Consider the following 19,667-nt stretch of genomic DNA (forward strand, 5'->3'; position numbering starts at 1 on the left):
GCCTGGCTCAGAAGGGCTCGATGCCCAGCAGCGCTGCGGCCTGCAGGGCCGTGGCGCGCGCAGCCTCGGGGTTGGCGGCGGTGATGTTCAGGTGCCCCATCTTGCGGCCGCGCTTGGCGTCGCGCTTGCCATACAGGTGCAGGTGGGTGCCGGGCAGGGCCAGTACCTGGGCCCAAGGCGGGGTCTGCGCCGCGTCGCCGTGGGCAAACCACAGGTCGCCGAGCAGGTTCAGCATGACGGCAGCGCTGTGCTGGCGCGGCTGCGTCAGCGGCAGGCGGGCCATGGTGCGCACCTGCAGCTCGAACTGCGACACATCGCAGGCGTTCTGGCTGTAGTGACCGCTGTTGTGGGGGCGCGGTGCGATCTCGTTGACCACCAGGCTGCCGTCCTGCAGCACGAAGAACTCCACACACAGCACGCCCACATACTGCAGGCCTTCTGCTACAGATTTTGCAGCGGCTACCGCTTGATCCACTAGCGCTTGCGGCAGATTTCCTTCATAAACCTCGGTCACGGCCAGGATGCCGTCGCGGTGCAGGTTGCGCTGCACCGGCAGGTGCACCATCGTCCCATCGGCACCACGCGCCACGATGACGGAGCATTCCAGCTGCAGCGGCAGCATCTTCTCCAGCACGCAGGCCACTTGGCCGACCGAATCCCAGGCGGCGGCCAGCTCGGCGGGCGTCTTCACGCGCACCTGGCCCTTGCCGTCGTAGCCCATGCGGGCCGTCTTGAGGATGCCGGGCAAAAGGTGGGGGGATACGGCGGCCAGTTGCTCTGCGGTTTCGATCACGGCATAGGGCGCGCAGGGCACACCGCAGGCCACAAAGTGCGCCTTCTCGCGTGCACGGTCCTGCGCCACCGACACAGCGCTGGCGGCGGGCGACACGGGGCGTTGCGCGGCCAGGGTGGCCAGTGCAGCGGCGGGTACGTTCTCGAACTCGGTGGTCACCGCATCCGACAGGCGGGCCAGCTCCGCGAGGCCCTGCGGGTCTTCGTAACCTGTCTGGATGTGGTGGTGGCTCACCAGCCCGGCAGGGCTGGTGGGGTCGGCATCGAGCACGGCCGTGAAGTAGCCCATGGCCTGGGCCTGGTGGACGAACATGCGGCCCAGCTGGCCGCCACCCAGAACACCCAACGTCGATCCGGGGAGCAAGGGTTGCATGGCGGCGCTCATGCGGCGGGCGGCAGGGTCATGTTGCGGGCCACTTCCGTCTGCTCGGCGCGGAAGGCTTCCAGGCGCTGGCGCAGCTCGGGGCTCTCATTGGCCAGCAGGGCCACAGCAAACAGGGCGGCGTTGGCCGCACCAGCGGTGCCGATGGCAAACGTCGCCACGGGGATGCCTTTGGGCATTTGTACGATGGAGTGCAGCGAATCCACACCCTGCAGGTGGCGGCTGGCCACGGGCACGCCCAGCACGGGCACGGTGGTCTTGGCGGCGATCATGCCGGGCAGGTGTGCAGCACCGCCGGCCCCGGCGATGATGGCCTTCAGCCCCCGGCCGGCGGCGGCCCCGGCGTAGGCAAACATGTCGTCGGGCATGCGGTGGGCCGACACCACGCGGGCCTCGTGCGCGATGCCGAACTGTTCAAGGATTTGCACTGCATGCTGCATGGTGTCCCAGTCGCTGCTGGAACCCATGACCACGCCGATCTGGATGGGTTTCATGGTGTGGAAGGTGCTGGCCGGCAGGCCTTGCCTGCCCAGCCGCTGTAGGTAGAACCCGCGATTTTACTTTTTGCGCCTCCCTGGCGGGTGTGGGGCTGTTTCGATGGGCCAAAATAGCGCGCAAACCGCTCCATAGGCCTCGGGCCCCACACCATCATGATTGACGTCACCGTAGAGAACTTTGAAGCCGAGGTGGTTGCCGCCTCGATGAACGTGCCCGTGCTGGTGGACTTCTGGGCGCCCTGGTGTGGCCCCTGCAAGTCCCTGGGGCCGGTGCTGGAGAAGCTGGAGACGGAATACGCGGGCCGCTTCAAGCTCGCCAAGATCGACTCCGACCAGGAACAGCAGCTGGCGGGCATGTTCGGAATCCGCAGCATTCCTACCTGCGTGCTGCTGATGAACGGTCAGCCTGTCGACGGTTTCATGGGCGCCTTGCCCGAAGGCCAGGTGCGCGCCTTCCTCGACAAGCACGTCCCCACCGCTGAAGAGATGGTGGCCGAGGCCGAGGAAGAAGAGGCGCAGGAAGCTCTCGCCGGAGGCGATACCGGCACCGCATTGGAGAAGCTGCAGCATGCCGTCGTGACCGACCCTGCCAACGATGACGCGCGCTTTGACTACGTCAAGCTGCTGCTGCAGCTGGGGCGCGAGGACGATGCCAAGGTGGCTTTTGCTCCCGTGATTGCCAAGGCCGCCATGTCGCGCAAGCTGGGGGCCCTCAAGACCTGGATGGATGCTCTTGATTTTGTAGCGTCTGGCGCATATGACGCTAGCGCTGAGGCCGAATTTGAGGCAAAAATCGCCGCGAACAAGCGGGATTTCGACACCCGCTATGCCCGCGCCCGCTGGCTCATCTCCCAGCAGCGCTGGACCGACGCCATGGACGAGCTGCTCGAAATCCTCATGCGCGACAAGGTGTGGAGCGAAGAGATCGCCCGCAAGACCTACGTTGCCATCCTCGAACTGATCGAGGCGCCCAAGCCCAAGGTCGCCGAGGGCCAGATCCCGCCCGAAGACCCGGTGGTGGCCACCTACCGCCGGCGGTTGTCGAGTGTCGTGCTGAGCTGAGAAGGCGCACTCCAAAGAAAAAAGGCCCTTCAAGGGCCTTTTTTTTATAGCTGCACGGGCGTTGGCGGCAGCGCAGGTCAGCTTGTCAGCCGCTCCAGTGCCTCACGGTACTTCGCCGCCGTCTTTTCAATCACCGCCTGAGGCAGGCGGGGCGATGGAGGGGTCTTGTCCCAGGGCTTGCCGTTGACCTGGGCCTGCTCCAGCCAGTCGCGCACAAACTGCTTGTCGTAGCTGGGCGGGTTCTCCCCCTTGGCCAGGGCTTCAGCGTAGCCCTCCACGGGCCAGTAGCGGGAGCTGTCGGGGGTCAGCACCTCGTCCATCAGCACCAGCGTGCCGTCAGGGGCCAGGCCAAACTCGAATTTCGTGTCGGCAATGATCATGCCCTTGGTGAGCGCGATGTCGGCCGCGGCCTTGTAGATGGCAATGCTCAGATCGCGGATGCGGGTGGCCAGGTCCAGGCCAATCATCTCCACCGTGCGCTCGAAGGTGATGTTCTCATCGTGCTCGCCCATGGCGGCCTTGGCGGCGGGCGTGTAGATGGGTTCGGGCAGCTTGGCGGCGTTGGTCAGGCCTTCGGGCAGGGGCACGCCACAGACCGAGCGCGATTCCTGGTATTCCTTCCAGCCGCTGCCAGCCAGGTAGCCGCGCACCACGGCTTCGACCGGGATGGGCTTGAGGCGCTTCACCAGCATCGAGCGGCCACGGATTTGAGGGGCTTCCTCGGGGCTCACCACGCTCTCGGGTGCGTCGCCTGTGAGGTGATTGGGGCAGATGTGGCCGAGCTTGTCGAACCAGAACAGGGCCATTTGGGTGAGCAGCTCGCCCTTGCCGGGGATAGGCTCGCCCATGATGACGTCGAAGGCCGACAGGCGGTCGCTGGCCACCATCAGGATGCGGTCGTCGCCCACGGCGTAGTTGTCACGCACCTTGCCGCGTGCCAGCAGGGGCAGCGAAGTCAGGGCCGAAGTGTGCAGGGCGGTGGAGCTGGGCTGGGTCATGGTGTCGGTGTGGGCGGTGGGTGTCCGCTGCGGGCAGTCCGAAGAACGTAGGGGAAAGGGGCGCGCGGCAGGGGAGGCCTGGGCGCAGCCGGTGGATTTTACGCGCCGCTCTGAAGGGCGGCGGTTTCCGCCGGGAATGCGCCGAGAAGGGTGTGTTCCGGGCAGGCATGCGGCACACTGGGCGGCCCCGAACCTGCCTGGGCCCCTGCGGCCGTCTGCTGTGTCTTCTTCTACGCCTGAGCTTTCCCCCCGCCGCGAACTGTGGCTGCTGCTGACGCTGGCAGGCATCCAGTTCACCCACATCCTGGATTTCATGATCATGATGCCGCTGGGCCCGCAGCTCACGCAGCTGTTTGCGATCACCGACGCGCAGTTTGGTTTGCTGGTGTCTGCCTACACGCTGTCGGCGGGGGCGTCAGGCCTGCTGGCTTCGACTTACATCGATCGCTTCGGTCGCAAGCGGCTTCTGCTGGTGCTCTATGGCCTGTTTGGGCTGGCGACGCTGGCGTGTGGCCTCGCGCCCACGTACGGCACGCTGATGGTGGCACGCATTCTCGCGGGGACTTTTGGCGGCGTGCTGTCGGCCTTGTCGCAGACCATCGTGGCGGACGTGGTGCCCTTTGAGCGGCGAGGGCGTGCCATGGGCATCGTGATGACGTCGTTTTCCGTGTCCACGGTGGCTGGCGTGCCCCTGGGGCTGATCCTCGCGCAGTACGGGGGCTGGAACCTGCCGTTCATTGGCATTGCCGCCATGGTGGGAGTGCTGGCCGTGCAGGCGGCCCGCACGCTGCCGACCATGGCGGGCCATGTCCAGGTTGCCAACGGGCGTTCTGTGCTGAGCGGTATCACCCAGGTGCTGGCGGATGGCAACCACCGGTGGGCATTTCTGTTCTCGGCGTTGCTAATGTTTACAGGTTTTACGGTGATTCCTTACATCACCATTTACATGCAGACCAATGCGGGTGTGCGCACCGATCAGGTGCCGCTGGTGTACCTGTGCGGCGGGGTGGTGACCTTGTTCACGGCACGCCTGTTCGGGCGCATGACAGACCGGCATGGCAAGGTGCCCACCTTCCGGTGGCTGGCCCTCGCAGGCCTTCCCTGCATCCTGGGTATCACGCTGGTGCAGGGGTTGCCGCTGTGGGGCGTGTTGATGGTGTCCACGCTGATGTTCACTTTTGTCAGTGGCCGCATGATTCCCGGCATGGCCATCATTGCCTCTGCGGCGCATGCGCCTTTGCGGGGGACCTTCATGACGCTGAACGCCTCCGTGCAATCGGCGGCGATGGGTGTTGCGTCTTTTGTGGGAGGGGTGCTGATCAGCCGTGATGCGCAGGGGCTGGTACAGAACTACTGGGTGGCTGCGCTGGTGGGCATCGGCGCCAGCATGCTGTCGATGCTGGTGGTGGGGCGCCTCACGCTGTATGGCGCGACGCCGTCGGCACGGTGACAAGGGAGGAGCTTGCGCTGCACTTTGGCCAGTCCCTTCAATCCGCCCATTGTGCGCGCTTTTCGGGTGCTTGGCACCTTGCCGGGCATAACCCAGCGGCCTGCGGCGGTATGGGATTGCATTTCAGGGAGGGCAGGGGCATAGTGAACCCAAGACGTCAACAACAGATGCATCCAAGTTCGCCGAGCCGCTCCTCTGATCCAGGACGGCGTTTTTCCACCGAGAGCCACAGGAGACTTATTTATGAACTTGACGATCAGCGGTCACCACCTCGAAGTTACTCCCGCCTTGCGCAACTACGTCACCACCAAGCTGGACCGGATCACCCGCCATTTTGACCAAGTTGTCGATGTCAAGGTACTGCTGACGGTAGAGAAGCAAAAGGAAAAGGAAAAGAGACAGCGAGCGGAATGCAACATCCACGTCAAGGGCAGCGACCTGTTTGCCGAAAGCTCCCACGCCGACCTGTATGCGGCTGTGGACGAACTGGTCGATAAGATGGACCGTCAGGTGGTCCGCCACAAGGACCGTTTGCAAGATCACCACCACGAAGCCGCCAAGCGCGAACTGCACGCTTGATGCGCCAGCCCTGAGCCTGGCACAGCAGCCGCCCCTCTCGGGCGGTTTTTTTGTTGCCTGACGCGCCGCGCTCAGGGTTTTCGCCAATATGTGCATAATTGTTACCCTTGACCATGAACCGACTCGCCTCCATCCTGCCCTCCGCTCAAGTGCTTGTGAGCGTGGACGCCACCAGCAAGAAGCGTGCTTTTGAAGAAGCGGGTCTGCTGTTCGAGAGCCAGCACGGCCTCTCCCGGGCGCTGATCACCGACAGTCTGTTTGCCCGCGAACGCCTGGGCTCCACCGGGCTCGGTCATGGCGTTGCCATTCCCCATGGGCGCATCAAAGGCCTCAAGGCCCCGATGGCGGCCGTGTTTCAGTTGCTCAATCCCATTGGGTTCGATGCGCCGGACGAGTTGCCGGTGGGTCTGCTGATCTTTTTGCTGGTGCCCGAGGCGGCCACGCAAAAACACCTGGAAATCCTCTCCGAGATTGCCGAGTTGCTCAGCGACTCTGCCTTGCGCGAAAAGCTCAAGGCCTGCGCTGATGCTGCCGAACTGCACGGCATGATCGCGGGCTGGCAATCCACCCAAACGGCCTGAGTGCTTTCGCCGCCGCCTGCGCTGATCACCCTGACTGACCTGCCGTGAAGCCCAATGTTGTCAGCGCCGACGTTCTTTTCGAGGAATTTCGCGGCCCCCTGAAGTGGGAGTGGGTGGCAGGTCTCGGAGCCTCCGAGCGCCGTTTTGACGAAGTGGCCGTGCGCTCCGCGCGTTCCGGCGCCGACCTGGTCGGCTATCTCAACTACATCCATCCGTACCGGGTCCAGATCCTCGGCGAGCGCGAGATTGCGTACCTGAGCAACGCCTCCCCTGACGATTGCAAGCGCCGCATCGCCCGTATCGTGACGCTGGAACCCCCCGTGCTGGTGCTGGCTGACAACCAGACCGCACCCGACGCGCTGGTGTCGATGTGCGAGCGCGCGCAGATTCCGATGTTTTCCACGCACGAGTCGTCGGCGTTTGTCATCGACGTGCTGCGCGCCTACCTGTCCAAGCACTTCGCTGACCGCACCACCATGCATGGTGTGTTCATGGATATTCTGGGCCTGGGCGTGATGATCACCGGCGAGTCGGGCCTGGGCAAGAGCGAGCTGGGCCTGGAGCTGATCTCGCGCGGCAACGGCCTGGTGGCCGACGATGCCGTGGATTTGTTCCGCATCAACCAGACCACCATCGAAGGCAAGTGCCCCGAGCTGCTGCAAAACCTGCTGGAAGTGCGCGGCATCGGCCTGCTCGATATCCGCGCCATCTTTGGCGAGACGGCGGTGCGCCGCAAGATGCGCCTCAAGCTCATCGTGCACCTGGTGCGCAAGGAGACGCTGGAGCGTGACTACGAGCGTCTGCCCTACGAGCCGCTCACGCAGGATGTGTTGGGCGTGCCGGTGCTCAAGGTGGTGATCCAGGTGGTTGCTGGCCGCAACATCGCCGTGCTGGTCGAGGCCGCCGTGCGCAACACCATCCTGCAACTGCGCGGCATCGACACCTACCAAGAGTTTGTCGAACGCCATCGTCGTGCCATGGAGCGCGATACGGGCGGCTAGCGGCGCTCAGGCCACCAAAACTGGCGCGGCCCATAACAGGGCTGCCGCGCAAGGGCCGCACCGCTGCGCCGGGAGCGTCCCCCTTGGGGGGAAGACGCCGAAGGTGGCTCAAGGGGGAGTCATTTCTTAGCGCAGTCGGCGCACTGCCCGTACAGCGCCATGGTGTGGTCCTGCACCAGCCAGCCCTTTGCCTTGGCCACCGCATGCTGCCGCTTTTCGATCTCGGGGTCGTAAAACTCTTCCACCTTGCCACACGAAGTGCAGATGAAGTGGTCGTGGTGTTGCCCTTCGTTGAGCTCGTACACCGCCTTGCCGCTCTCGAAATTGCTGCGGATCAGGATGCCAGCTTGCTCGAATTGTGTGAGCACCCGGTACACGGTGGCCAGGCCGATGTCCGAGCGCTCTTCCAGCAGCACGCGGAACACGTCTTCGGCCGTCATGTGGCGCTGCGCCCCCTTCTGGAAAATCTCCAGAATCTTCAGGCGGGGCAGTGTGGCCTTGAGTCCCGTGCTTTTGAGTTCGTCGATATTGGTCATGGCTGGCTCTTTCGGGGGCGGGCAACCGGCTCAGGGTCCGGAGGGGCTGCCGCTACAATGGGACGATCATATCCTTTGGCCTTTTACCCATGCCCGTCCAAGCCCGTTACAGCGCCCGTCTGGGCCTGGTTCTGTTGATCGGTGCCAGCATGGCCGCCCTGACCGGTTGCGGCAGTCTGGATGGCGCCAGCAGCCGCATCGCCAACATCGTCAAGCCCTACCGGGTGGACGTGGTGCAGGGCAATTTCGTGTCCCGCGAGCAGGTTGAAGCCTTGCAGCCCGGCATGAGCCGCCAGCAGGTGCGCGAGATTCTCGGGACGCCGCTGGTCACCAGCCTGTTCCATGCGGACCGCTGGGAGTACGTGTTTACGCTCAAACGCCCTGGCGAAGAGATTCAGACCCGCAAGCTGACCGTGTTCTTCAAGGGCGATGCCCTGGAGCGCTCCGAAGGCGATGAAATGCCGACCGAGACCGAGTTCGTCGCCACGCTGGGTGCGCGCGACGGTGCCAAGGGCAAGGTGCCGGCGTTGGAAGCCACGCCGGAGCAACTGGCCAAGTACCCGGTCAAGGAGCGCCCTGCGCCAGCAGCGGCCACACCGCCGACATTGCCTGCCGCCACCAGTTACCCGCCGCTTGAAGCGCCCGCGCGCTGAACCTTGCGGCCCTGGCGTGAGCCCGGTGCGCTGGCTGCCCTATCAATGAACAGGACCTTTTCATGACCGCGACTTCTTCGCCTGCGGCTCCCGCGGCATCCCCCCTCCGTGTAGCCGTCGCCGGGGCTTCGGGCCGCATGGGCCGCATGCTGATCGAGGCCATCCGCGCCAGCGACGACTGCGTGCTGGCCGGTGCACTGGATGTGGCCGCCAGCCCAGCCATCGGCTCGGACGCCACCGCCTTTCTGGGCTATGCCAGCGGTGTGGCCATCACGGCCGACGTGGCGGCCGGCCTGAAGAACGCCGAGGTGCTCATTGACTTCACCCGCCCCGAGGGCACGCTGGCCCACCTGGCCGTGTGCAGCCAGCTGGGCGTGAAGGCCGTCATCGGCACCACCGGCTTCACCGATGAGCAAAAGGCCGAACTCGACGCCTACGCACAGCGCACCGCCATCATGTTCTCGCCCAACATGAGCGTGGGTGTGAACGTCACGCTCAAGCTGCTGCAAATGGCCGCCAAGGCCATGGCCACGGGGTACGACATCGAAATCATCGAAGCCCACCACCGCCACAAGGTCGATGCACCCTCGGGCACCGCGCTCAAGATGGGCGAGGTGATTGCCGAGGCCCTGGGCCGCGACCTCAAGGACTGCGCCGTTTACGCCCGCGAAGGCGTGACGGGCGAGCGCGACCCCTCCAGCATCGGCTTTGCTGCCATCCGTGGTGGCGACATCGTGGGCGACCACACCGTGCTGTTTGCGGGCATCGGCGAGCGCATCGAGGTCACGCACAAGTCCTCCAGCCGCGCCACGTACGCGCAGGGCGCCTTGCGCGCTGTGCGCTTCCTGGCGGCCCACAAGACTGGCATGTTCGACATGTTCGACGTGCTGGGCTTGCACTGATCCGCCGACTCCCATGGACGCGCTCCACTGGTGGCGCCAGGGCGATGCCGTGACGCAAAGTGCGGCACTGGTCTTGCTGGCCATGTCGGTGGCGAGCTGGGTGGTCATTGTGTGGAAGCTGCGGCTCATGCGGCGCGCCAGTGCCGACGTGGCCCGCTGCACGGCCGCGTTCTGGCAGGCTCCCTCGCTGGCCCTGGCGCAGCAGCGTTTGCAGTCTTTTGACCGGGATGCGCTAGTGCTTCCTTTGGTGGTTGCTGCAAATTCAATAGCAAATCACGACAACGTTACCCCGCCCACGCTAGCTACAGCCGGCAGCCTGTCACAGCGGCTCACGCGGGTGCTGCGCGATGCCCTGCACGATGTGCTGGGGCGCCTGCAGTTTGGTCAGGTGCTGCTGGCCACGGTGGGTTCCACGGCGCCCTTCGTAGGGTTGCTGGGCACGGTTTGGGGCATCTACCATGCGCTCACGGCCATGGCAGGCGCGGGGCAGATCACCATTGACCGCGTCTCCGGTCCCGTGGGTGAGGCCCTGGTCATGACGGCGGCCGGGCTGGCCGTGGCGATCCCTGCCGTGCTGGCTTACAACGTGTTTGGCCGCCTGCTCGGGCGCATTGAGGCGGACCTGGAAGGGTTTGCGCGCGATCTGCGAGAGCTGGTCATCGACACCTCTGCCCCCGCCGATCCTCGGCCCTGAGCTCCAGAAAGCTTGACCGCGCCATGGCCTTCGGAAGACTCGAACGCACCACCGGGCCGCAGCCCATGAGCGACATCAACATGACGCCGCTGGTGGACGTGATGCTGGTGCTGGTGGTGATCTTCATCCTCACGGCGCCGCTGCTGGCCAGCTCCATCCGGCTGGACCTGCCGCGCACCGATGGCGCCACGCCCGGCACGGCCCCGCAATTCGTCGCCCTGGTGGTCGATGCCTCGGGCCAAGCGTTTCTGGATGACCAACCCCTCTCTCAGGCCGCTCTGGCCGAGCGCCTGCGCCGCATTGGTGCCGAGCGCCCGGACACCGAGGTGCAACTGCGCGCCGACGCTGCCGTGCCCTATGGCCGCGTGGTCGAAGTCATGGGCGCGGCCCATCTGGCCGGGCTGCAGCGCATCGGATTTGTGGCCGAACCCGCGGGGAACGCGGTGTCGCCTGCGTCCCCCGCTCCGTCCCGCTGAGGCGCCCGGACGGCGGGCCCGCCAGCGCCAGCCCCTGACCGCCTAAAATCCCTGCAGCGCGGCCCTGCGGCTGCACTCTTCTCTCACCCCCGAGCCCCCATGCAAGACAAATACTCTCCCCAAGACGTCGAACGCGCGGCGCACGACCACTGGACCGCCACCGACGCCTACCGCGTGACGGAAGACACGAGCAAGAAGAAGTTCTACGCCTGCTCCATGCTGCCCTACCCCAGCGGCAAGCTGCACATGGGCCACGTGCGCAACTACACCATCAACGACATGCTCACGCGCTATCTGCGCATGAATGGCTACAACGTGTTGATGCCCATGGGCTGGGACGCCTTCGGCCTGCCAGCCGAAAACGCGGCGCTCAAGAACGGCGTGCCACCGGCCAAGTGGACGTACGAAAACATCGCGTACATGAAAAAGCAGATGCAGGCCATGGGCCTGGCCATCGACTGGAGCCGCGAAGTCGCCACCTGCGACCCCGAGTACTACAAGTGGAACCAGTGGCTGTTTTTGAAGATGCTGGAAAAGGGCATTGCCTACCGCAAGACCCAGGTGGTGAACTGGGACCCGGTGGACCAGACCGTGCTGGCCAACGAGCAGGTGATCGACGGCAAAGGCTGGCGCACCGGCGCCACGGTCGAGAAGCGCGAGATCCCTGGCTACTACCTCAAGATCACCGACTACGCTGAAGAGCTGCTGGGTTTTGTGACCGGCGACAAGCTGCCCGGCTGGCCCGAGCGCGTGAAGCTGATGCAGGAGAACTGGATCGGCAAGAGCGAAGGCGTGCGCTTCGCCTTCCCGCACGACATCCGGGGTGATGACGGCGCGCTGATCGGCGACGGCAAGATGTACGTGTTCACCACGCGCGCCGACACCATCATGGGTGTGACCTTCTGCGCCGTGGCGCCTGAGCACCCGCTGGCCGCCCATGCCGCCAAGACCAATCCTACGCTCAAGGTCTTCATCGAAGAATGCAAGAGCGGCGGCACCACCGAAGCCGAGCTGGCCACGCAAGAGAAAAAGGGCGTGCCCACGGGCCTGTTCGTCACGCACCCGCTCACCGACGAAAAGGTCGAGGTCTGGGTCGGCAACTACGTGCTGATGGGCTATGGCGACGGCGCCGTGATGGGCGTGCCCGCCCATGATGAGCGCGACTTCGCGTTCGCCCTGAAGTACGGCATCGAGATCAAGCAGGTCGTGCTGGTCGATGGCGAGCACTTTGACTACCACCAGTGGAACGACTGGTATGGCGATAAGCAGCGCGGCGTGACCATCAACTCCGACAGCTTCAGCGGCCTGTCGTACAAGGAAGCCGTGAACGCCGTGGCCCACGCGCTGGAGCAAAAGGGCCTGGGCGAGAAGAAGACCACCTGGCGCCTGCGCGACTGGGGCGTGAGCCGCCAGCGCTACTGGGGCACGCCGATCCCGATCATCCACTGCGACGAGCACGGTGCCGTGCCCGTGCCCGAAAAAGACCTGCCGGTGGTGCTGCCGCAAGACTGCATCCCCGACGGCTCGGGCAACCCGCTGCACAAGCACGAAGGCTTCCACGCGGGCGTGACCTGCCCCGTGTGTGGCAAGGCTGCCCGCCGCGAGACGGACACCATGGACACGTTCGTGGACAGCTCGTGGTACTTCATGCGGTACTGCGACCCCAAGAATGCGGACGCCATGGTGGCCGGTGGTGCCGACTACTGGATGCCGATGGACCAGTACATCGGTGGTATCGAACACGCCATCCTGCACCTGCTGTACGCCCGCTTCTGGACCAAGGTCATGCGCGACCTGGGCCTGGTCAAGGTCGATGAGCCTTTTACCAAGCTGCTCACACAAGGCATGGTGCTCAACCACATCTACAGCCGCCGCACCGCCAAGGGCGGCAAGGACTACTTCTGGCCGCACGACGTGGAGCATGTGCTCGATGAAGGCGGCAAGATCATCGGTGCGAAGCTCAAGAACGAAGCCACCAGCGGCGACGGCATGTTGCCCGTGGGCACGCCCATCGACTACGAGGGCGTGGGCACCATGTCCAAGTCCAAGAACAACGGCGTGGACCCGCAGGACCTGATCGAGAAGTACGGCGCCGACACGGCCCGCCTGTACACCATGTTCACCGCGCCGCCCGAAGCCACTCTGGAGTGGAACGACGCTGCGGTGGAAGGCAGCTACCGCTTCCTGCGCCGCGTGTGGAACTTCGGTCTCAAGCTCTCGGCCATCGACCGCGACGCCGCCATGGCCAGCGTCGCGGGCGCCAGCAGCCTGCAGGACGTACAGTTTGGCAAGGAGGCCAAGGCCCTGCGCCTGGAGATTCACAACGTGCTCAAGCAGGTGGACTACGACTACCAGCGCATGCAGTACAACACCGTGGTCTCCGGAGCGATGAAGATGATCAACGCGCTCGAAGATTTCAAGGCCATGGACTCGGCCGGTGCCCAGGTGGCGCTGATCGAAGGCTTTGGCATCCTGCTGCGCTGCCTGTACCCCGCCACGCCCCACATCGCCCACAGCCTGTGGACGGGCCTGGGCTACGCTGGTGCGCTGGGCGACCTGCTCGATGCGCCCTGGCCGCAGGTGGATGCCGGCGCCCTGGTGCAGGACGAGATCGAACTCATGCTTCAGGTCAACGGCAAGCTGCGCGGATCCATCCATGTGCCCGCCCAGGCCGACAAGGCCGAGATCGAGCGCATTGCGCTGGCCAGCGAGGCCTTTGTGGCCCAGGCCGCAGGCGCTCATCCGAAACGCGTGATTGTGGTGCCAGGTCGTCTGGTGAACGTGGTGGTCTGACCCCATGAACAAACGCACACTGCTCAGCCTGGCCCCGGTGGCCCTGTTGTCTGCCTGCGGATTCCGGCTGCGTGGCGTGCCGGAGTTCGGATTTGGCTCGCTCTACATCGCGGCCCCTGCCAGCTCGCCGCTGGCGCGTGAGCTGCAGCGCACACTCGACGGATCGGGCAGCCAGCTCAAGTTGCTGCGCGACCCGGCCAGCATGCCGACGGCAGAGGCCATCTTCGATCTGCTGCAGGAGCAGCAGGAGCGTGTGGTGGTGGGCCTCAATGCGTCGGGACAGGTGCGCGAGCTGCAACTGCGCTTGCGTATCAAGTTCCGCCTGCGCACGCCCACCGGCGTGGAGCTGATCCCGGACACCGAGCTGCTGCAGCAGCGCGACATCAGCTACAACGAAACCATTGCGCTGGCCAAGGAAGCCGAAGAGGCGCTGCTCTACCGCGACATGCGGACCGACCTGGTGCAGCAGCTCATGCGCCGGCTCGCAGCAGCCAAGCGCTAAGAGCAGTTCACAGAACTCCCCTGGCGTTGTTGTCTCGCCTAGTCGTACTAGTCGTACTAGTCGTGCTGCCTGCGGCGAAACGCCTGGCCATGGCCGCTTCGCTGAGTTTTGTGAGCTGCTCTAAGAATGTGCGCGCTCACGCGCTCAGCGTCGGCCCCTGGCCGTGCGAGGGCACGCGCATGAGCGTGCTCTTGCCAAACAGCGACTCCACCAGGTCCACCGCCAGCACGGCCGTGCGGTTGCGCACATCCAGCGCGGGGTTGAGCTCCACAATGTCCAGCGAGGCCAAACGCCCGCTGTCGGCAATCATCTCCATGCACAACTGCGCCTCGCGGTAAGTGGGGCCACCGGGCACCGTGGTGCCCACCCCGGGGGCAATGTCGGGATCCAGAAAGTCCACATCAAAGCTCACATGCAGGTGGGTGTGCGCATCCAGCCCGGCCAACGCCTGCTGCATGGTCTGGCGCATGCCCACCTCGTCGATGTAGCGCATGTCGAACACCTCCAGGCCCTGCTCGTGCACAAAGCGCTTTTCGCCCGCGTCCACACTGCGGATGCCGATCTGCCGGATCTGCGACGGGTGCAGAGCCGGGCCACCGCCCGGCATGCGGGCCAGCCCGGTCAGCGCCTCGGGGCCAAACCCGCACAGGCAGGCCACGGGCATGCCATGCACATTGCCGCTGGGGGTCAGTGCACTGGTGTTGAAGTCGGCATGTGCATCGAGCCACAGCACCCGCAGTTTTTTGCCCACCTCCGCGCAATGGCGGGCCACGGCGCTGATGCTGCCCAGGCCCAGGCAGTGGTCGCCACCCAGCAGGATGGGCAGGTGGCCCAGCTGCAGTTCTGCATACATGGCGTCGAACACGCGCTGGTTCCATTCCACCACCTCGGGCAGGTGGCGGTAGCCGTCCACGGGTGGCTGCCAGGGGTTGGCGGGGCCACTCAGGTTGCCCCGGTCAAACACCTGCAGCCCGTGGGACTCCAGCGCCGCCTGCAGGCCGGCCACACGCAAGGCCTCGGGCCCCATGGAGGCGCCGCGCGCGCCGGCGCCGATGTCGGTGGGGGCGCCGATCAGGCTGGTGGGCTGGGCGCTGCGCAGGGCGGTGGGGGGCATGGCGGTCTGACTTTCTGGGGTATGGCAGTGAGCGGGAAGGGCGCGGGCGCCCGGGGGAATTCTCAGGGCTTTGGGCGCCAATGAACAGCGCCGCAGCTGATCGGTTCGTGACCTCCCTTGTGCACTGTGAGGGCATACGCTGGCAATTTGCGCAATGCCGGGCCTGCCCAGGCGATAAACTTTGCCGCATGCAAGTCGCCCTGGCCCAACTCTCTCAGCATCTTCAACGGGGCCTGTCGCCGCTTTATGTCCTGCATGGCGACGAGCCCTTGCTCCAGCAAGAGGCGGCCGACGCCATCCGCGCCACCGCCCGCACCCAGGGCTACACCGAGCGCAGCAGCTACACCGTGGCCGGTGCCCACTTCGACTGGAGTGCCGTGCTCGCCGCTGGCGGCAGTTTGAGCCTGTTTGCCGACAAGCAGATCGTCGAGATCCGCATTCCATCGGGCAAGCCCGGCAAGGACGGCAGCGTGGCGCTGCAGCAGATCGCTGAATCGGCCCGGGGCAACGACAGCACGCTCACCATGGTCATGCTGCCGCGCCTTGATAAAGCCACCAAAACCGGTGCCTGGTTTGCCGCGCTGGAGGGCAATGGCACCTCCATCCAGATCGACCCCATCGAGCGTGGCCAGCTGCCGCAATGGATTGCCCAGCGCCTGGCCGCACAGGGCCAGCGCGTGGTGGCGGGCGAAGAGGGCCAACGCACCCTGCAGTTCTTTGCCGACCGCGTGGAGGGCAACCTGCTGGCCGCGCACCAGGAGATTCAAAAGCTCGCGCTGCTGCACCCGGCGGGAGAGCTCACGCAAGCCCAGGTCGAAGCCGCCGTGCTCAACGTGGCGCGCTATGACGTATTCAAGCTGTCCGAATCCGTGCTGGCCGGGCAGACGGCCCGCGTGCAGCGCATGCTTGACGGCCTGCAGGCCGAGGGCGAGGCCGAAGTGCTGGTGCACTGGGCGCTGGCCGAAGACATCCGCGCCCTCAAGCGCGTGAAAGACGCGATGAACGCCGGCCGCCCCTTGCCCATGGCGCTGCGCGAGAACCGCATCTGGGGCCCCAAGGAGCGGCTGTTTGAACGCATCCTGCCCAAGGCCAGCGATGCGGCCCTGGCGCGCTTGCTGCAGTCGGCCCACACGGTGGACGGCATTGTCAAAGGCCTCAAGCAGCCCGACTGGCCGCAAGACGGCTGGCAGGCCCTGCAGCGCCTGGCCTTTCAGCTGTGCCGCCTGACCAGCGCGGCACGGTGATGGCGGCCGCTGCTGTCTCCCCGCCTTTGCGCCTGCCCAACGACGACGCCACCAACGGCTGGTCCGCCATCCTGCCCCCGCGCACGCCGCGCCCTGCGCTGTTGGGCGATATGCAGGCCGATTGGCTGGTGCTGGGCGCGGGCTTTGCGGGCCTGGCCGCCGCGCGCCGCCTGGCCGAGTTGCGCCCGCACGCCCACATCGTGGTGGTGGATGCAGGCACCGTGGGCAACAACGCATCGGGCCGCAACTCGGGCTTTGCTATTGATGTGCCGCACAACATCGGCAGCTCGCTCGAAGAACTGCGACAGGCCGCGCACTACCAGGCGTTGCTGACGGCGGGCATGAACGACCTGGAGCTGCTGGTGGCGCAGCACCGCATCGACTGCCAGTGGCGCCGCGCAGGCAAGTACCACTGCGCCGTGTCGCCCGCTGCCGAGCGCACGCTGCAGCACCATGTGCAGGAGCTGCGCGCCCTGGGGGCGCCGCATGAATTGCTGGACCGCAACGCCCTGGCCGCGCGCCTGGGCACCCGCTACTTTGCCGCCGGGCTCTACACGCCGGGCACCGTGCTGCTCAACCCCGCCGCGCTGTGCCGGGGCCTGGCCGATGCGCTGCCCGCCAACGTCACCCTGTACGAGCAAACGCCGGTGCAGCGGCTGGACCTGTCAGGCAGCAAGGTGGTGGCGCAAACCCCGCAGGGCTGTGTGCGTGCGCCGCAACTGTTGCTGGCGGCCAATGGGTTTGCGCAGCAGCTGGGGCTGTTTGGCAGCGCCTGGGGTGCGGAGACGTTTCCGCTGGTCACCTTTGGCTCGCTCACAGCCCCGCTCACGCCCGAGCAACGCAGCCGCCTGGGCGCGCCCGAGGGCTGGGGCGTGACGCCCGCCAGCGCCGTCACGGGGGCCACGCTGCGCTACACGGACGACCACCGCATTCTGGTGCGCCAGGGCTTTGAATATGCGCCGCAGTTCCGCGTCAGGCCTGCGGTGCGCGAGCGCGTGCGGCGCGAGCATGCGGCCGTGTTTGCGGCGCGTTTTCCGCAGCTGGCCGATGTGGCGTTGGAGCATTTCTGGGAAGGCTCGATTGCCATCACCCGCAATGGCGCACCGCGCTGGGGGCGGCTGGCCCCGCAGGTGCATGGCGTGGCGGGGTGCAATGGGGCGGGGGTGGTGAAGTTCACTGCGCTGGGGGCTTTGGCAGCGGATTTGGCGCTGGGGCAGGACCATCCGTTGTTGGCGCATGCCTTGGCTTTGGGTGGGCCGACGCGCATGCCGCCGCAGCCGTTCATGGGGCTGGGGGTGCGGGCGTATATTGCGCGGGAGAAGTGGTTGGGGCGGGCGGAGGTTTGATTATTTTTGGCTTCTAGTGCCTGTGAGATAAGCACTGAAAGCTATTAAATTAGGAGTGGTTGTCGGGGCTTGCTCGCTGATTTGGTGGCATGCCTGTGCGCACGGCGGGAGCCGGGTTGTCGCCCCGGCGGGCGAGGTACTTTTCTTTGCTTCGCCAAAGAAAAGTACCCAAAAGAAAGGCGACCCCACTGTCTGCGTCCCTGCGCTTCGCTTCGGGCAACCTGCGGTGCTCGCGTCCAGCGGGGTCTCGCTCAAACTCGCTGCGCTCAGACAGTCGCGAGCCCTGACCCGCTGGCCGCTGCGCTCCTCGGCGCATACAGAGGGGATGGGAAACGAACAGCCACTCGGGCCGTCGCGTTGCTCGGCCCCGGAGTGGTCAGCCAGCGTTCAATGTGCCCTGTGCTTTTTCAGCCCACATCGTCAAGTTCGCCACCAGATCCTTTTGGCTGAACGAGCAGCTTTCTTCCGAAAACAGCGCGCTCGATTCCAGTCGGTCCAGCAGGTTCAGCAGCACTTCGCTGTAGCGCGGGGGCAGGGCGGCGAGTAGGGTGGTTTGCTGGCGGGCCAGGGTGCTGAGGGTGGCGGCGGTGTGGTCGCCGCTTTCAAAGGCTTGCAGGGCCTGGATGAAGGTGGTGAGCTGGGTGTGGGCGGTGTCGGTCATGGCGTAGCCGGGCGGGGCCAGGATGGGTGATACACCCGAGGGTAAAGCAGCCATGGGCCCGCGCCCGCCGGGCCGATACCAAGTGCGGCAAAATCGCAGGATGAACGCCCTCAACGTCGCTGAATACACGTACTCTCTCGGTCTCCAGGCAAAAACGGCCTCTGCGCTGATGGCCAAAGCGCCAGCAGCTATCAAAAACAAAGCGCTCAAAGCGCTGGCCCGGTTGCTGCGCGAAAACGTGGCTGCGCTGCAGGTCGACAATGCCAAAGACCTGGAGCGCGCCGTGGCCAATGGGCTGGCGGGCCCGATGGTGGACCGGCTCAAGCTCACCCCCAAGGTGCTGGAGACTTGTGCCGAGGGCTGCGAGCAGCTGGCCGCCATGCCCGACATCATTGGCGAGATCCTCGGCATGAAGCAGCAGCCCAGCGGCATCCGTGTGGGGCAGATGCGCGTGCCGATTGGGGTGTTCGGCATGATTTACGAGAGCCGTCCCAACGTCACCATCGAGGCGGCCAGCCTCAGCATCAAGAGCGGCAATGCCTGCATCCTGCGCGGTGGCTCCGAGGCCATTGATTCGAACAAGGCGCTGGCCAAGCTGGTACAGCAGGCGCTGGCCGAGGCCGGCCTGCCACAGGACGCGGTGCAACTGGTGCAGACCACCGACCGCGAGGCCGTGGGTCAGCTCATTGCCATGCCGCAGTTTGTGGACGTGATCATCCCGCGCGGCGGCAAGGGGTTGATCGAGCGCATCAGCCGCGATGCCAAGGTGCCCGTGATCAAGCACCTGGACGGTAACTGCCACACCTATGTGGACGACCCCTGCGACATCGCGATGGCCGTCAAGGTGGCCGACAACGCCAAGACCAACAAGTACAGTCCCTGCAACGCGAGCGAAGGTCTGTTGGTGGCACGCGGCGTGGCGGCAGAGTTTTTGCCGAAGATCGGCGCGGTGTATGCCGCCAAGGGCGTGGAGATGCGCGGTTGCCCCGAGTCGCTGGCCATCCTGCAGTCGGTGCCAGGTGCCCACCTGGTGCCCGCCACCGAGCAGGACTGGAGCGAGGAATACCTGGCCCCGATCATCAGCGTGAAGATCGTGGCGGGGGTGGATGAAGCCATCGCCCACATCAACCGCTATTCCAGCCACCACACCGATGCCATCCTGACGCGCGACCACATGCACGCCCAGCAGTTCCTGCGCGAGGTGGATTCGGCCAGCGTGATGGTGAACGCGAGCACGCGGTTTGCCGACGGTTTCGAGTACGGCCTGGGCGCCGAAATCGGCATCAGCACCGACAAGTTCCATGCGCGGGGCCCGGTGGGCATCGAAGGCCTCACTTCGCTCAAGTACGTGGTGCTGGGCGAAGGTGAGGTGCGGGCCTGATGTGCTCCTGAAACGATAGCTGC

20 protein-coding genes are annotated in these 19,667 nt (G+C 65.6%); 14 read left to right on the forward strand and 6 right to left on the reverse strand.

Annotation, left to right across the window (positions count from 1 at the left end):
- Positions 1-7 precede the first annotated feature (7 nt).
- Complete coding sequence (locus ASD75_RS03280) at positions 8-1,177, reverse strand: 5-(carboxyamino)imidazole ribonucleotide synthase (protein ID WP_056743062.1); 1,170 nt, start codon at positions 1,175-1,177, stop codon at positions 8-10.
- The gene (purE, locus tag ASD75_RS03285; RefSeq protein WP_056743063.1) at positions 1,174-1,668 is read right to left on the reverse strand and encodes a 5-(carboxyamino)imidazole ribonucleotide mutase; all 495 of its coding nucleotides are present in this window, start codon (positions 1,666-1,668) and stop codon (positions 1,174-1,176) included. The genes ASD75_RS03280 and purE overlap by 4 nt, the downstream gene beginning before the upstream one ends.
- Before the next feature lie 156 nt (positions 1,669-1,824).
- On the opposite strand from purE, the gene trxA reads away from it, so the two are divergent.
- The gene (gene trxA / locus ASD75_RS03290; protein WP_056743066.1) at positions 1,825-2,733 is read left to right on the forward strand and encodes a thioredoxin; all 909 of its coding nucleotides are present in this window, start codon (positions 1,825-1,827) and stop codon (positions 2,731-2,733) included.
- Positions 2,734-2,810: 77 nt separating this feature from the next.
- On the opposite strand, the gene ASD75_RS03295 is transcribed toward trxA, so the two are convergent.
- A complete protein-coding gene (locus tag ASD75_RS03295) occupies positions 2,811-3,731 on the reverse strand; it encodes a phosphoribosylaminoimidazolesuccinocarboxamide synthase (RefSeq protein ID WP_056743068.1) in 921 nt (306 codons plus the stop codon).
- Between the two features lie 220 nt (positions 3,732-3,951).
- Here ASD75_RS03295 and ASD75_RS03300 point away from each other — a divergent pair, with 220 nt between their 5' ends.
- From ASD75_RS03300 to hprK, 4 genes are all read left to right on the forward strand, one after another.
- Positions 3,952-5,181 (forward strand): MFS transporter, encoded by a 1,230-nt coding sequence (locus ASD75_RS03300; RefSeq protein ID WP_056743070.1) that lies wholly within the window; start codon positions 3,952-3,954, stop codon positions 5,179-5,181.
- A gap of 243 nt (positions 5,182-5,424) precedes the next feature.
- Complete coding sequence (gene hpf / locus ASD75_RS03305) at positions 5,425-5,760, forward strand: ribosome hibernation-promoting factor, HPF/YfiA family (protein WP_015016131.1); 336 nt, start codon at positions 5,425-5,427, stop codon at positions 5,758-5,760.
- Positions 5,761-5,873: 113 nt separating this feature from the next.
- The gene (locus ASD75_RS03310; RefSeq protein ID WP_056068066.1) at positions 5,874-6,341 is read left to right on the forward strand and encodes a PTS sugar transporter subunit IIA; all 468 of its coding nucleotides are present in this window, start codon (positions 5,874-5,876) and stop codon (positions 6,339-6,341) included.
- A gap of 44 nt (positions 6,342-6,385) precedes the next feature.
- A complete protein-coding gene (gene hprK, locus ASD75_RS03315) occupies positions 6,386-7,342 on the forward strand; it encodes an HPr(Ser) kinase/phosphatase (RefSeq protein ID WP_056068067.1) in 957 nt (318 codons plus the stop codon).
- A 119-nt stretch (positions 7,343-7,461) separates the two neighbouring features.
- Here hprK and fur read toward each other — a convergent pair whose 3' ends face one another.
- Positions 7,462-7,878, reverse strand: a complete 417-nt coding sequence (gene fur / locus ASD75_RS03320; protein ID WP_056068069.1) for a ferric iron uptake transcriptional regulator — start codon at positions 7,876-7,878, stop codon at positions 7,462-7,464.
- A gap of 89 nt (positions 7,879-7,967) precedes the next feature.
- On the opposite strand from fur, the gene ASD75_RS03325 reads away from it, so the two are divergent.
- The 6 genes from ASD75_RS03325 (at position 7,968) to lptE (ending at position 13,898) form a co-directional block, all read left to right on the forward strand.
- The gene (locus ASD75_RS03325) at positions 7,968-8,531 is read left to right on the forward strand and encodes an outer membrane protein assembly factor BamE (RefSeq protein ID WP_056743073.1); all 564 of its coding nucleotides are present in this window, start codon (positions 7,968-7,970) and stop codon (positions 8,529-8,531) included.
- A 62-nt stretch (positions 8,532-8,593) separates the two neighbouring features.
- Positions 8,594-9,433, forward strand: coding sequence for a 4-hydroxy-tetrahydrodipicolinate reductase (gene dapB / locus ASD75_RS03330; protein ID WP_082564867.1), 840 nt, complete (start codon positions 8,594-8,596; stop codon positions 9,431-9,433).
- A 13-nt stretch (positions 9,434-9,446) separates the two neighbouring features.
- Positions 9,447-10,127, forward strand: a complete 681-nt coding sequence (locus ASD75_RS03335; protein ID WP_056743078.1) for a MotA/TolQ/ExbB proton channel family protein — start codon at positions 9,447-9,449, stop codon at positions 10,125-10,127.
- Positions 10,128-10,150: 23 nt separating this feature from the next.
- Entirely contained in the window at positions 10,151-10,603 is a 453-nt protein-coding gene (locus tag ASD75_RS03340; RefSeq protein ID WP_056743080.1) for a biopolymer transporter ExbD, read from the forward strand.
- A gap of 99 nt (positions 10,604-10,702) precedes the next feature.
- Complete coding sequence (leuS, locus tag ASD75_RS03345) at positions 10,703-13,396, forward strand: leucine--tRNA ligase (protein WP_056743081.1); 2,694 nt, start codon at positions 10,703-10,705, stop codon at positions 13,394-13,396.
- A 4-nt stretch (positions 13,397-13,400) separates the two neighbouring features.
- Positions 13,401-13,898: an LPS assembly lipoprotein LptE gene (lptE, locus tag ASD75_RS03350; protein WP_056068079.1), complete on the forward strand. Its 498-nt coding sequence runs from the start codon at positions 13,401-13,403 to the stop codon at positions 13,896-13,898.
- Positions 13,899-14,034: 136 nt separating this feature from the next.
- Here lptE and rocF read toward each other — a convergent pair whose 3' ends face one another.
- Entirely contained in the window at positions 14,035-15,012 is a 978-nt protein-coding gene (rocF, locus tag ASD75_RS03355; RefSeq protein WP_056743083.1) for an arginase, read from the reverse strand.
- Between the two features lie 188 nt (positions 15,013-15,200).
- Here rocF and holA point away from each other — a divergent pair, with 188 nt between their 5' ends.
- Entirely contained in the window at positions 15,201-16,256 is a 1,056-nt protein-coding gene (gene holA / locus ASD75_RS03360; RefSeq protein ID WP_056743085.1) for a DNA polymerase III subunit delta, read from the forward strand.
- Positions 16,229-17,602, forward strand: a complete 1,374-nt coding sequence (locus ASD75_RS03365) for an FAD-binding oxidoreductase (protein WP_235511528.1) — start codon at positions 16,229-16,231, stop codon at positions 17,600-17,602. The genes holA and ASD75_RS03365 overlap by 28 nt, the downstream gene beginning before the upstream one ends.
- Before the next feature lie 376 nt (positions 17,603-17,978).
- On the opposite strand, the gene ASD75_RS03370 is transcribed toward ASD75_RS03365, so the two are convergent.
- Positions 17,979-18,317, reverse strand: a complete 339-nt coding sequence (locus ASD75_RS03370) for a hypothetical protein (protein WP_235511529.1) — start codon at positions 18,315-18,317, stop codon at positions 17,979-17,981.
- A gap of 46 nt (positions 18,318-18,363) precedes the next feature.
- On the opposite strand from ASD75_RS03370, the gene ASD75_RS03375 reads away from it, so the two are divergent.
- A complete protein-coding gene (locus ASD75_RS03375) occupies positions 18,364-19,644 on the forward strand; it encodes a glutamate-5-semialdehyde dehydrogenase (RefSeq protein WP_056743092.1) in 1,281 nt (426 codons plus the stop codon).
- Positions 19,645-19,667 lie beyond the last annotated feature (23 nt).

The sequence above is a fragment of the Acidovorax sp. Root568 genome (assembly GCF_001427445.1).
Taxonomy (GTDB): Bacteria; Pseudomonadota; Gammaproteobacteria; order Burkholderiales; family Burkholderiaceae_C; genus Acidovorax; species Acidovorax delafieldii.

What these genes read in the sequence shown, in the direction of transcription:
- dapB (WP_082564867.1), top strand. Translation starts at nt 8,594, where the DNA reads ATGACCGCGACTTCTTCGCCTGCGGCTCCCGCGGCATCCCCCCTCCGT.
- purE (WP_056743063.1), bottom strand. Translation starts at nt 1,668, where the DNA reads ATGAAACCCATCCAGATCGGCGTGGTCATGGGTTCCAGCAGCGACTGG.
- ASD75_RS03370 (WP_235511529.1), bottom strand. Translation starts at nt 18,317, where the DNA reads ATGGCTGCTTTACCCTCGGGTGTATCACCCATCCTGGCCCCGCCCGGC.
- lptE (WP_056068079.1), top strand. Translation starts at nt 13,401, where the DNA reads ATGAACAAACGCACACTGCTCAGCCTGGCCCCGGTGGCCCTGTTGTCT.
- trxA (WP_056743066.1), top strand. Translation starts at nt 1,825, where the DNA reads ATGATTGACGTCACCGTAGAGAACTTTGAAGCCGAGGTGGTTGCCGCC.
- leuS (WP_056743081.1), top strand. Translation starts at nt 10,703, where the DNA reads ATGCAAGACAAATACTCTCCCCAAGACGTCGAACGCGCGGCGCACGAC.
- holA (WP_056743085.1), top strand. Translation starts at nt 15,201, where the DNA reads ATGCAAGTCGCCCTGGCCCAACTCTCTCAGCATCTTCAACGGGGCCTG.
- ASD75_RS03335 (WP_056743078.1), top strand. Translation starts at nt 9,447, where the DNA reads ATGGACGCGCTCCACTGGTGGCGCCAGGGCGATGCCGTGACGCAAAGT.
- ASD75_RS03375 (WP_056743092.1), top strand. Translation starts at nt 18,364, where the DNA reads ATGAACGCCCTCAACGTCGCTGAATACACGTACTCTCTCGGTCTCCAG.
- ASD75_RS03280 (WP_056743062.1), bottom strand. Translation starts at nt 1,177, where the DNA reads ATGAGCGCCGCCATGCAACCCTTGCTCCCCGGATCGACGTTGGGTGTT.
- fur (WP_056068069.1), bottom strand. Translation starts at nt 7,878, where the DNA reads ATGACCAATATCGACGAACTCAAAAGCACGGGACTCAAGGCCACACTG.
- ASD75_RS03340 (WP_056743080.1), top strand. Translation starts at nt 10,151, where the DNA reads ATGGCCTTCGGAAGACTCGAACGCACCACCGGGCCGCAGCCCATGAGC.
- ASD75_RS03325 (WP_056743073.1), top strand. Translation starts at nt 7,968, where the DNA reads ATGCCCGTCCAAGCCCGTTACAGCGCCCGTCTGGGCCTGGTTCTGTTG.
- ASD75_RS03295 (WP_056743068.1), bottom strand. Translation starts at nt 3,731, where the DNA reads ATGACCCAGCCCAGCTCCACCGCCCTGCACACTTCGGCCCTGACTTCG.
- ASD75_RS03310 (WP_056068066.1), top strand. Translation starts at nt 5,874, where the DNA reads ATGAACCGACTCGCCTCCATCCTGCCCTCCGCTCAAGTGCTTGTGAGC.
- hpf (WP_015016131.1), top strand. Translation starts at nt 5,425, where the DNA reads ATGAACTTGACGATCAGCGGTCACCACCTCGAAGTTACTCCCGCCTTG.
- rocF (WP_056743083.1), bottom strand. Translation starts at nt 15,012, where the DNA reads ATGCCCCCCACCGCCCTGCGCAGCGCCCAGCCCACCAGCCTGATCGGC.